Below are 13,204 nucleotides of genomic sequence, written 5' to 3' on the forward strand. Positions count from 1 at the left end.
TTTATCTCTCATAGGGAAGCAAAAACTTAACCCCTTTTCCCCTCAACATGACTTCCGACACACGGACTTCTTCAACATAGAACCGATATGTTCCTTCTTTCAATAGCCGATTGTTCTTATCAGAAGAATAGCGAAGAATGTTCAAGTCTATCGAATCACCTTGTATGGGATTCACGATAGAGGCAATCTTCATTGAGGAACCATTGTAAGTTATGATTTGCCCGCCATAAGGACGAGCACTATCCACAATCCATGTACCTACTCCTTTTCTTTTTATTACCATTTTATTATTCAGTATCACATAATATGAACTTTCTCGAGTAGTATACCATCCCGGAACAGTCAACTCCCCTTCCGGTCTTACTTTAACATGAATCGTTTTCTTTTCTTGACCATCTTCCGAGATGGCAATAACTTCGGCCTCTCCTTCATATTTAGGAAATATTTCGAGCATACCGTTAGAACCATCCCATTTAATATCCATCACATCTGCCGGATCATTTTCTTGTAGTGTGACACGCTCTCCTCCTCCCGAAATACTCACAAATTTGCTTATATCTTTAGGGCGAAGCTGAACAACCGAATGACTTATTCCTAGTTCAGGGAAAGTTACGTTAATCTTCAACCGTACACACTTATCGTGTGAGAGGACAGTGGCAAACGTTTCACCCTCCATCAATCCCTTCACCTTTAGCGTATCCATACTTATTTGTGCTGAGGCTATTTGCGAGTTCTCTACATTTACAAGGTATTTTCCATTTCCCCCCGAAACAATAAGCCTCTTCTCTGTCTGTTTATTCAACGACAATTTATCAACAGGTGTTTCTTTCCCGATCCGGATATCCGGATACTCCTCTTTCTGTTCTTCACATGCAAAACAGCAAATGATACAGGAAGCAATACAAAATCTGGCTATTATATTATTAATCATTAGTTTATAAACAATTTATCAATATCTTTATTCTTAAAAATTTTGCACACTCAATTCATTATATAAAATATCCCATTCTCGCCCTTCTCCTTCGTCAATATGAATTTCCAATTGGAACCTTTTGTAGTATCCTTCGAAAGCAGGAAACTCTAACGTATCATTTTGAGGTTGTACAGGTATTCCGTTCAGCTTATAAGATATCTTTGCATCCGGATTTGCCAATTCATTGTAGTAGAGTTTGAGAAACCTCCCGTTGCACGAACCGGCAGGTTCAAGAGTACGCAAGTAAGGAATACGGTCGAGAGAATGTTCTGGTTCTTTCATTTCTTTTGTAGATTCTTCCTTTTCGGTATATGGCGAAACCTCTCCTCCTTTTACAGCTCTTACTTTTATACGATGTCTGGTATTCGGCCTCAGCTTTGTTTTCATATACGAATTGCTCGATACGGTTGCTTCCATTCGATCGTCAAACACGACTTCCCATTTCATTCCATCACTGTTTACAGGTTTGTCCCAAGAAATCTCCATCTCACCCTGAAATGCATTCACCTCCAGATGCTTCGGAGCTTCCAGCGAAGGAGTCCCCCCGGGCATATTTTTTGCTGCAACCAAGGAAACATCATCGAATAAAATGCCTACACCACTATAATCTGTCGATGGAGTTAACTCTATTCCTACTTTATTGGCATATTCGGGAATTTCTATCGTACATTCTTTCTTTTTCCAATTGGTAGCAGTTTTAACAGACAGTTTTTGTTCACGTCCCTTATAAGCACTATCATCATACCATGAAAAATAAACCTTTATTTCATGATTGAGCTTAGTGCCTTTATACCAGAAAGAAAAAGTATATTTTTTCTTCCTCTCCACGGGGACTTCTCCGGTCAGGGAAACTCCTCCTCCGTTAGCCCACATTTTAAGTGCATACATGCCTTTACTTTCAGGAGGAGTATCGCCTGTTATTTGTTCCGGACTAAGGGAATTTCCGATAATCCAATTAACTGGCTTTAACACATCTGATCTCCATTCTTCAAATCCCCCGTTCGGGATAATGTTGCCATCTGCCGCATTTTGCGCCTTCACTTGAGATAATACCGATATGAATATGATTATCGGCAAAAAGAGTTTACATATCTGTTTCATTTTCCTTTTATTTTTTTATTTCTTCAAGTAACACTCCGAACCTTTCGCCTATTTGTGCTGCCAGATGGCGTAATGAACCTTCGGCTTTTTCTTCTCCCAGCAGGCGCTCCTTATCCCATAGTCCGCCTTCCTGCTCCAGTGTTTGCAAAAGTTTCCGGGTTTCCTCGTATGTAATAAACGGTTTCCCTTGTGCATTACGAGCAAATTGAGAAGCATAGATGAGTCCATAGGCCTGCGAGAGAAGACGAAACGCCTGTTTGGGGGATTCTTTCAGATTGGCGAGGGTGTTGGCTCCTGCCAACAGATCCATAGCTCTGACAGCCACCACACGCCCAAGCTCGTGCCTGATAGTATCTGCCTGCAGTTTGATTTCATCGTAGCGTGATGTTTCCATATAGGTGCGTCCTCTTACAAAAGAGTGAAAGATGCGACGGGGTGAATCTTTCAACGCAGGCAAGCCTTCGGACTGTGCGATCGATTCCCAAAAACGATAATACCCGTAAGCCAGATCCCAGTGATGCTCCAACTCCGTATAGTTATGTCCGACAGACAGTTGGGTCAGATCGTGTGCAGAACGCACTTTCGAGTTATCTATTACATCTTCGCTCAAGTGAACGTTGAGTATTTTGTCCAAATATATGGCCCCCATGATGGCATATTTATAAACTTCGGCTACTGCAATCCCTTTCTTGTCTACAAAGCAGATGTCTTTGTCGCCTATATTGACTCCTACATATCCTGTTATTCCCCTTTGAGCTTCCATATTTCTGTGTTCATACGGTTTTTCTTGCCCTAACCCGGATATGTGTGCTGACGTATCAAACCAACTGCTGAAATCTTTCAGGATTTTTTCTCTATCGGTAAGGCGTAGTGAAGAAGTGGCTATCTCATTCTGCGGCTTCAGACCGTACTCACCTTCGCAGAACATTCGGATTGCTTTGTCATACTCCATTTGTGTCCCCATGCGCGCTTCGTTCATGTATCTTGAAAAGATTCTATCAATAGGAGTTTTCAGGAATTCACACTCCAACGTGTTTACACTGCTCTCTCCATTTCTTGAGAACTTGTATGACGGCTCCGGCAATACAGGAAACTGGTATGCGCTTTCTATCGTTTCGTTAATGCCTTGGGTGCATGCTGTTACCCCCATCAGCAAGCAAAAGGAAAATATATGTTTTATGCAATTCATTTTTCTTTTTCTTAAGGTAAAATAATATATTCACAATAAGGATGCTTCAGCATATTCGGTCCCTCTTCATTTTGGTACTGCTTTGTTTCCAGTTTAGGGATTCCAAGCAACCCGTCGGTAGAAACAGCTTCAATACTTGCTTCTACATTGGAATTTTGTGGTCCTATTCCCGTCACACATAAGTAAAGAGGGAATCCAGACCGAACTTTGAATTTGATTTTCAAAGGCTTCCCGTTTTGTATGATTTGAGGAGTTGTTTGAATTGTTTCCTCCTTCCCTTCTTGGAAAACTTTCTTTCCGCAACTAATTGTCACCAATGCCTTTTTTTCATTAATATATTTCACTTCATAGTGTGATGTTACCAAGGAATCATCTACCAAAGCTCCCCCTCGGTCTGTCTCATAAAATCGACACATCAGAGTTACTTCATACTGTTCTGCATCATCGGGCATTTCCGTGCCGGGATATTTGTAGTTTTCCAATGCCTGATCTGGATCGCATAACTGCACGATCAGCTCTCCACGTTTGTTCTCTGGTTTCTCTATTTCCTTTGGCGGAAATAGCTTTTCATATTCTTCATTTATTATGGTATCTTCATTCACCGTGTTGCAGCCGCATACCAACAATAAATAGATTGTCCATATATATTTCATATCTTTCTTTATTTTTTAATGTTCTGATTTATCCCAGATTTCAGCTATAACTCCGGTTGTCTCTCCACCAGGAGCAAGATGTTTGCTTAACCAGCGCTCAGTCCTACTATAGGGGTCAAACACTTTTACGAGTTCGCAAACAAACCTGTTTCCTTCTCTTTGGAAATCGTAGAACACATAGTTTTTGCTGTACTGTATGCCGGGTCTGAAAGTTAACCCTTCAGATGTACCTACATATCCGGTTCCCAGTCCTACTACCTCTTTGGGCCATCCGTGAGGCGCATAGGGGTCTTTGGCAAAAAGAAACAAATGATAACGTTGATATGCTTCTTGTTCTTTCCTTTTCTTCGAGCTTTCATCTCTGTCGTCAACAATGACCCTGGTTTGCATATCGCTACAGAAATATATCCGGTCTGCTTTTCTGATTATCAGTTGCGGATTCTTCATTTTTTGGAAAAACCGGTTATTTTCGTAGGCTTTATACATATCTTCCACCCAACTGTTTTCGCTTTTCAGTTTTGTAAAGACAATATACTCGCGAGCCGGTTCTATGTATGAAGCTGTTCGAAAGACGAGATTGCCATCGACGTCTTTGCCTGTATAAAGAAAATCGGAAGAGGCGGCAAATTGGTTATTCACAAGACTGTGCAGGTAGTTGTAAGTGGTGAAGCTCAGTTGAGTGAATGTATTCTGACTTACTTCAAATTCACTTATCCGGCTATCTGTCCGGCTCCGCTCGTCATAGTCGGCTATGATCTCTACCATTCCGTTATCCACGAACTTCATTAAAAAACAATGTCCGCCATATCCGTATTTGTTTCGATATTCGGACTGGGTTATCTGCTCATTTACGTTTGTAAACAGTAGCGAGTCTGTTTTAGGAAAGTAGATGACACACCACCCATAGGGTGCCTCTACAAGTTCCTTCCTTAGTTCGCTGATATGTTTTGCACTCCGTTCGGAGGGAGACAAATCGAAGATATTCTCATCCTTGCAGGAGAAGCAAACCGCTATCAGAATAAGTAGTTGGAATCCTATTTTCATACTTTTTATCTTTATTTCGTATATGCTTTTAATTGCTTGATGCTTATCGTTTGGAGATAATCGAGAGATATCTTTATTTCTTTGATAAAGTAATCTTCTACAAATGCTTCTTTCTCTGTCAGTTCTTTGTATGCTTGGCGTGCCTCTTCATCATAAGTTTTCTGAACTTCCGGATCTGGGTCATAATCAGGTTCTTTGGCTTTTGCCAGAGCTTTAAGTACCTCTTTAGGGGTATGCGTAAGCTTGGCACTGATAATTTCAGCGAAATCATCTTCAGCTGAGAGGAAGGAATGGAAAGTTAAAAAACCTCTTTTGTTGGCATAAGATGAAAGAGAAAACAGCCTGTACCCTTGTGTTTTTCCTTTGAAGATATCTGCAATGAGTTTAGTTGATTCAATGTATCTGCTCCTGCTGATGGTCAGAAACTTATTTCTATCGTAAGGAAATAGTTCCATCAAACGTTTTGCAAATTGGTGATGTACGCTTCTCATCAAGATAAACACTTTTTCCTCATCCTTCGGGTCAAAGTCATTTACATCATACAAGAACATTTCATTGGTTGTCGCATCCTTATTTCCTAAAAGTTTCACGCCATTACCGTCTATATCCCCCCCCCCATACATACAAATCTTAATAGGATTTTTCTTCAGAAAAAACGCCTCTCCTCCAAGATCTGAAGCTGTATAAAGGTCAATCCATAACGCTTTAATAGTTTCCAGTATACTTTTTACATTAGCGGCTTCCGGCGGATAGGTATAGCTTCCGTTCTGTGCCACGTTTTTATTCCAACGATATTCGATTTCGATACCGTAAGGATGTGTAAATGTATTCAATATCCACTCGTCGAGTTCTGTTTTACTACGTTGTACAGTCCCTAAATCTACTACGCTTTGGCTGGATAAAGCAGCTTCCTGCTCACAGCCCGCTAATAGCAGGCATGCGGCAAACAGACATAGACTCCGCCCGATAAAGTATTTAAATCTCATTCTTTTGCTTATTGTTTTCATGTCTCTAATTATTCTCTGTTCATTATATTTTCCAATATATTCATCGTGGATTAGGTTCTAATCCACGATTGATAGCTTCAGCCGGAATTTGCAAGAGCTTTCTCGGATCTTCCTTTTCCAACCGCTTATAGAATTTATATTTCGATGTACGTTTTACCGATATATAAAAACGACGGATGTCGAACCACCTCAATCCTTCGTGGATGAATTCCTGCTGCCTGAATCCTAAAATGTTTTTTACCATTGCCAATTGCTTGATACTCATTCCATAAAAAGGAGTATAAATCTGGTAATTGTCGCTGCTTGTTTGCGTGTAGTCCCGACGAACGCAAGAAGGAGTTATTCCGAATTTGGCAGAAAGATAGATAAGCAAATCATTTATGGATTTGTCGTATTCTCCGGCCATGGCATATGCCTCCATACGGTTGAGCATAACCTCATCGGTGGAGAATAAAACATTAGTGACATACAGCCCCTTCGGACGTATTCCAGTATAACCCGATAACGAAAGCTCGTCGAATTTGCCGATATATTGTCCGTCGCCTATGCGTCCATCGTTATAGTTAAAAAGGAACATTGGCTCCATGTACACTTTCCGAAAATTGGCACATCCGTCTACTCCATGCTGGTTATACACTTTGTTTGCGCTTTTATTTGTCACTCCGTACTTTTCCGTAGGAATGTTACGAAAAATTCTCGATTCTGTCGTGGAGAGTAGTAGATTGGCGGGCTCCTCCGTACTTGCGTAGAGAGTATAGAGAGACTTGCGATTGAAGTATTTTTTTTTGCCGTATTGCCTCCAGTTTCGGAGAATGAGTTTGGGATCCGGACCAAGTACATAGTTTGAATAAGCAATAACAAGTTCCCATTCTCCTTTAAACAGGTAAAAGCGAGAAGCGAAAGCGTAGGCGGCTTTTTTATTGAAGTGGAATTTAGGTTTACTATAATAACTGTCGTCTACCAATGAAATGCCAAGTTTCAAGTCTTTCTCAATCTTATCGTATACTTCCTTTACGGTTCCGCGCTTGTAGTCCACCAATGCGTTCTTTTCAGGCTTTGTCAGGTAAGGTATGCCGGGTGCAGTCTCTGACTTGGATGTACCGTACGGCTCCGCCCAGATGTTGACCACCATAAAATGTAAATAAGCACGTAATAAAAAAGCTTCACCATATAAAGCTTTAACACGGTCACTTTTAGGATATTTGCTCAGAAGCTCCAATGCATGGTTGGCTTGTGAAATACCTGCGTAGCATGCGTTCCAATAATTCAGCGGAGTGTCCAAATCCTCCTGATCGTAGTCTTCCCAATAATACATGGCTTCGTTCAACCGTGAATGGATGCCATTCACCCGCTCACCTACGTTGTCGGTACGTGTTTCCAAGAAGGCGAAGTAACTGGCCTCAGGATAAGCACCGGTAAGCAACTCTGCTATTTTTTCCTCACTGTCTATCTTCGCATCAAGCGTAGAGTCGGGATTTGTTTCCAGATAGTCTTGGCATGCCGTAAATAACAGAAGTATGATACTTAAATAGATTGTTTTTTTCATTTTAGTCCGATTAAAATTCAACATAAAGTGTCATCGTATATTGTTTGGGAGTAGGCAATGCAACTCCTCCGGATTTGTAAAACTCAGGATCTTGTCCCTTCAATTTCTTGTCCGAATAGATCAAAAACGGATTGGTAACATTTGCCTTTACACTCATTTGCTTGATATTTAGCTTGGAAAGAAGTTTCTGGGGCAAACGATATCCCAATGAGATATTTTTCATACGCACAAAACTTCCATCTGCCACTCTATTCTGAGAATAATTATAAGTATTGTAAGCCTTTTCAATGTTTTCTTTCCCGACATTCCGTATTAAATCTTGAGAAGGAATAACAGGAATATTTGTTTTCCACTCATCTCGCGGATTCAACCAACGATTATAATACTCCTTAGAGAATACGTTTAAATCAGCAAATGCCGGATCAAATGTCGGATTTAATCTTATTTTATGACCTCCCTGCATAGTAATAAAAAACGAAAGCTCCCAATTTTTATATTTGAACGTGTTAGAAATTCCTCCTATGTAAGTAGGCTCAATAGGACCATGGTAAATGAGATACGATTTCGAGTACTGTACATCCAGAAAGTCCGCTCCTGAAATTTCACTATTTCTCCCCCGGTTAGTAGGATAAAGTCCGAAGTCGAAGGTAGGCAAACCGTTGTTATTAAGTCCTCGGAAATTAAAAGAAAACAGAGAACCGCGCGGGAAACCGACAATATTACCGCGTCCGGTTCCAGCAACCATATCAAAGGTGTTTGGCGTATTCAACAAACGGATAATTTTCTGCTTCATACCACTAATGGTGAAGGCAGTGGTCCAATTAAAGTTATCGATTACGATATTTTGGGTTTGTAATGCCAGTTCCACCCCTCGTGTACGCATATCTCCGAAATTGGCATATTTATAGTACTGTCCACCTACACCGGATGTACGAACACGGTCTATCAGATCAAAAGAGTTTCGCTGATAGACATCGAATGTGGCACTAACACGGTTACTGAACAATCCGAGTTCTAGACCGAGATTCAATTCATACATTTTCTCCCAAGTCAGGTCACGATTCTCAAGGTGCAGGATACGCAATGCATTCTCCCGGTCTTTGAGTTGTGTGCGGTTGACGATAAGATGCTTGAACACCGTTGTGGAATTAATCGCCTGTTCATTCATTTTGGCTGTCAACCCATAACTGACACGCAACGCAAGCTTGGAGACAGCAGGATAGCCTTTCATGAACTTCTCTTGATCCATATTCCATTTTGCCCCGATATTCCAGGTAGGCAACCAACGGGAACGGCTATATTTACCTGCCATGTTCGAGCCTTCATAGTTGAATACCCCATTAAAAATATATTTTCCTGCATATCCGTAAGTAGTACTGGCAGAGAATGTCCCCCCCCTTTCATAATGTTCGGTAAGTGAAAAGTAAGTATTCCCTTCATTAGCAAGCTTATCGAAAATTGAAGAATTGGTAAATACCTGATTCCCTCTATCGTACTGTATCCCATAACCTTGGAAAGGATTGATACTGCGATCAGCATAGCGCACTTCGGAAAATCCGAAAGCACGTATGTCGTGTTTTCCCATTTGTTTATGATAATCCAGTGCAAAGCGCGCCATATAGCTTCGCAGAGAAGTTTCGGTTTTATTGAACATACCTCCGTGAGTCAACGCTACTTGCGGCAATTGTAAGAGATTGTCTCTATTTTTCAATAAATAAATATTCTCTTGTGCCACATAAGGAGTTTCATTGGCACGGAAAGCTTGTATCACATTTGAACGTTCAGTGATAAAATGTGAATTTTTAGTAACTGCATGACGTACGGAAGCCAATCCCTTCGCTTCAATATTATCATTCAATCTATATGAAAGTTCACCCTGTAATTTAAAATCAAGTACTTCGATTTTCATATAATTGTTTTTAAATTCGTTTAAGATATTGAACGGTGCCCAATTGTTACGATAATACTCCAGTTCACCGTTGATATTTCGAGGACGCAAAGTACGGCTCGTTCCCAAAGCATAAGAAAAAGGATTGATGTCAAAATCGCGTTCAAATGTTCCGGTTACCATATTCTTTTTTTGCGAAAGTGTACCTGGAGAGTTTTGGTTACGCAAATTTCCTTGTACAGATATGGTAGCCTTCATCTTGTCTTCATTCCAATAGAAAGAATTTTTAACATTGATCGTAATGCGTTTTACATTATCGGCAAGTGTCCATCCCCTGTCATTATAGAAACCTAAGGAAACATACATGGTAGAATGTTCTCCTCCTCCGGAGAAAGTTACGGTATGTGTATGAATTGGTTTATATGTAAACAATTCCTTGAACCAGTTGGTGTTAGCATACTCCCTTTCACGCATGAACGCACGTTTAGCCTCATCCGTATTTTCCAGATAATATCGTCCGGTAGCTGGATCAATAGTGCCGAGTGCTTTATACATTTGGTAAAAAACACCGCTCCGGCGACCATATAGTGTATTTTGCACAGAAAAATACCCCTTTCTGTTCATCTCTTGATAAACAGACATGCTTTCTTGCGAATTGAGCAGGTCAAAATCCGTATAAGAAGGGATGGCACGCATACTTAACTCGTATGAGTAAGAGAACCTGTTAGCCATGCCTCTTTTACCTGAGCGGGTAGTGATTACAATCACTCCATTTAGTGCTCTGGCTCCATAAATAGATGTAGCCGAAGCATCTTTCAACACTTGTATATCCTCAATGTCCGAGGCATTCAGTCCGGCAACGGCTGAACTGATAAGGGTTACAGCATCACCCGAAGCCAATTGGTCAAGTGTGAGCGAAACGAGATCTTCATATACTGCTCCATCAATCACCCACAAGGGCTGTACATTTCCCATAATGGAAGCTCCACCACGTATATTGATACGGGGAGCCGAGCCGAAGCTACCCGTCACATTCTGTATAGAGAGCCCTGCTACACGCCCCTCAAGCATGCGTGACACATCTGCCACACCGCCCAATTTGATATCGTCCAATTTGACGGAAGCGGCTGCCCCTATAAATACCCTGTTCTTGATGTTTTGGTAGCCGGTAACAACCACTCCTTCTATCTCATGTGCATTATCCAGGAGCGTTATATTCATAATCTTGGACACTATTTTCACTTTCCGGCTTTTCATACCTACAAAGCTCACTTCCAACATTTGTCCTTTTTGAGCTTTGAGCGTAAACCGTCCGTTGATATCTGCAATGGCTCCCTTTGCCATACCTACTACAATGACAGTGGCCCCTGGCAAAGGCTCCCCACTAACAGAGCGTATTGTGCCATTTATTTCTATTAATTCCTGTGCCGGACAAGCCTGAGAGAAAATTGCCATCAACAGTATGCCGATTACTAATTTTATAACCGATAATATATTCATTGTCTTATCTTACTATATTTTTATTATGATGAATAGTTCAGAACCGGACGTTAGCACCTGCATAGATACCAAATGGATGCCCTGCTCTTAATCCTGCCGGATGCCGGGAAGTGAGATAAACTTTATTGGTCAGGTTGACTGCGTTCACCTTTACTGTCAGAAACTTGTTTATGTATATGTTGGCGGATGCGTCCAATACGAGGTGTGCCGGTATTTTCTCTCTTTCCGCAATTGTTCCTTGGCCAGGAGAAGTACGCATGTCACCATTGTAACGCACTCCTATGTTGGCATCAAACCATTTGTGTTCTATTCCCGTTTGCACATTTAAAGCATGTTTAAAAATGTAGGGAATCTCATCTCCTTCCATTACATTACCCCATGAATGGCTTGAGAACGAATTTTTCATTTCCGTGTCAGTATAGGTATATGATAGTTGCAAGGGAAGACGCACCTTCCAAGCTTTTGGCAAAGGTTGGTATTGTATAAGAAGCTCCATGCCTTTTACGCGGGCTTCACCTACATTAAATTGTTCGAGTGTTCCCAATCCGCCCGAAGCAGCAAGGTCACTTCCGAGCATATTGCTGTAGTTATTATAAAAACCGATCAGCTCCATTTTGAAGTCAGCAGTAGCAATACGCATTCCCAATTCGATATTCACACTGCTTTCAGGTTTCTGATACAGTTCCGCACTCGGTGGTGCAAATCCTTTGTGTACTCCCCAAAAGAGCGACACTCCTGAAACAATCTGATAATTTGCCCCGATACCGGGAATCCAGACACGCACATGGTTCGGTGTTTCAACGCGTACTTTGCCCGTACGTCCCAAGTCTGCTTTTGTATAGTCTTTTTTCAGCAGGTTGATGTCTTCGTAACGCAATCCGGCAGTTACGACCCAGGAATTATATCTTAATTTGACGAGCAGATAGCTTGCTAATGCATCAGCTGAAGTGATGCGATTGGCATTCGTTCCATGAATACCTTTCATGAACAACACCATTTTTTTACTTTTAATAGAGTAAGAGTCATCCCATTGGAAACGATCTTCCTCATCATGGTGATAACGCAGGCCGAACTCCACATCGAAGAAAAATTCATTCATATTGAACCGAGATTCCACTTTGGTTTGTATTCCTCTGGCACGATACGTTCTATTGTTAGCCCTTACCAGCAAAGCTTCACCCTCACTATCTGTTTTTCCCGTCAAAATATTGAAATAGCGGATGTTTGTTTCCGGATCAATGAGCACATCTGCAATAGATCTTTTCTCTTCAGAAGTAATTCCCGCCCGTATGTCATTCAATTTGTACCAGTTACGATGGAAACGGTTATAATATGCATTAGTGGTTACTTTCAGCTTATTAGAAAAGTTAAGTAGATAAGTAGCCACCCATTGTTGATGACTAGTTTTCATTTCATCCATCTGCGAACCTGCATAACGAAAGAAAGGGGTTTTCTTGAAATCATCTTCGGAAAGCCCCACATATGTTTCATCCGAATTCTCATCCGCATATCCAAATTTCAATTCGAGCGCATGGTTTACTCCCATGCCTTTATCGGTTTTCACCATTACTTTGGTTATAAAGTCATCTCTGATGAAACCTTTGATAGAATGGTCTTCATATTTTTTAAACCCACCCGACTGATAACGCAGATATTCCACCAGAAATCCAAAGTGCTTCCACATATTTCCAATGTATGTATGCGATTTAAACGTGTTTTTGCTTCCATAAGACAAATTAGCCTTACCGGAAAAAGAATTAGGTATAGGAGTCGATACCATGTTAATAGCCCCCCCAGTGGTAAACGGACCGTATTGAACCTGACTGCTTCCTTTCAGCACTTCGACGGCTTCCATGCGAGCAGCATTGGGAAAGTAGTAAGCTGCAGGAGCAGAATAAGGGGCCGGAGCTGCTAATATGCCATCTTCCATGATAGAAATTCGTTCGCTCCGTTCAGCTTTTGTTCCGCGTAAGCTGATATTAGGTCGCAATCCGAAACCGTCTTCTTCATACATGTTTACTCCTGGAATGGCTTTCAACATACGGTTGATGTCGGTATATCCAAATTTACGTATTTCTTCGGGTGAAATATAATATGCCGATCCCGTTCTGTTTCTTGCCTGGAATTTACTCCCTAATATTTGCCGAGAGGCTACTACTACCTCCTGAAGCTGGTAAACGGAATCATTTCTTACTTCCTCTTTTTTTTCTAATTGTTGTGCATTAATAAATAAGACTCTTACAAGAAAAAAAAAAGGAATATTTTTGTCTTAGATATCATTGTGAATTTCAATTTAAATATAA

General features: G+C 41.0%; 9 protein-coding genes. All 9 read right to left on the reverse strand.

The window, feature by feature from the left end:
• Window position 1: 1 nt before the first annotated feature.
• From ACGHVY_RS19905 to ACGHVY_RS19945, 9 genes are read right to left on the reverse strand one after another with little or no spacing between them, the layout of a single operon-like run.
• The gene (locus tag ACGHVY_RS19905) at window positions 2-931 is read right to left on the reverse strand and encodes a hypothetical protein (protein WP_390601034.1); all 930 of its coding nucleotides are present in this window, start codon (window positions 929-931) and stop codon (window positions 2-4) included.
• A gap of 33 nt (window positions 932-964) precedes the next feature.
• Window positions 965-2,074 (reverse strand): fibronectin type III domain-containing protein, encoded by a 1,110-nt coding sequence (locus ACGHVY_RS19910; RefSeq protein ID WP_390601036.1) that lies wholly within the window; start codon window positions 2,072-2,074, stop codon window positions 965-967.
• A 7-nt stretch (window positions 2,075-2,081) separates the two neighbouring features.
• Complete coding sequence (locus ACGHVY_RS19915; RefSeq protein ID WP_390601038.1) at window positions 2,082-3,263, reverse strand: DUF4856 domain-containing protein; 1,182 nt, start codon at window positions 3,261-3,263, stop codon at window positions 2,082-2,084.
• Window positions 3,264-3,274: 11 nt separating this feature from the next.
• Window positions 3,275-3,916 (reverse strand): hypothetical protein, encoded by a 642-nt coding sequence (locus ACGHVY_RS19920; protein WP_390601040.1) that lies wholly within the window; start codon window positions 3,914-3,916, stop codon window positions 3,275-3,277.
• A 15-nt stretch (window positions 3,917-3,931) separates the two neighbouring features.
• Complete coding sequence (locus tag ACGHVY_RS19925; RefSeq protein WP_390601043.1) at window positions 3,932-4,960, reverse strand: DUF4302 domain-containing protein; 1,029 nt, start codon at window positions 4,958-4,960, stop codon at window positions 3,932-3,934.
• 11 nt (window positions 4,961-4,971) lie between these two features.
• Window positions 4,972-5,967, reverse strand: a complete 996-nt coding sequence (locus ACGHVY_RS19930; RefSeq protein ID WP_390601046.1) for a putative zinc-binding metallopeptidase — start codon at window positions 5,965-5,967, stop codon at window positions 4,972-4,974.
• A 40-nt stretch (window positions 5,968-6,007) separates the two neighbouring features.
• On the reverse strand, window positions 6,008-7,513 hold the full coding sequence (locus ACGHVY_RS19935) for a RagB/SusD family nutrient uptake outer membrane protein (RefSeq protein ID WP_390601049.1): 1,506 nt from the start codon (window positions 7,511-7,513) through the stop codon (window positions 6,008-6,010).
• A gap of 10 nt (window positions 7,514-7,523) precedes the next feature.
• Complete coding sequence (locus ACGHVY_RS19940) at window positions 7,524-10,901, reverse strand: SusC/RagA family TonB-linked outer membrane protein (RefSeq protein ID WP_390601051.1); 3,378 nt, start codon at window positions 10,899-10,901, stop codon at window positions 7,524-7,526.
• Between the two features lie 37 nt (window positions 10,902-10,938).
• The gene (locus ACGHVY_RS19945; RefSeq protein ID WP_390602055.1) at window positions 10,939-13,128 is read right to left on the reverse strand and encodes a TonB-dependent receptor family protein; all 2,190 of its coding nucleotides are present in this window, start codon (window positions 13,126-13,128) and stop codon (window positions 10,939-10,941) included.
• Window positions 13,129-13,204: the final 76 nt, after the last annotated feature.

The sequence above is a fragment of the Bacteroides sp. f07 genome, assembly GCF_042854785.1.
Lineage (GTDB): Bacteria > Bacteroidota > Bacteroidia > Bacteroidales > Bacteroidaceae > Bacteroides.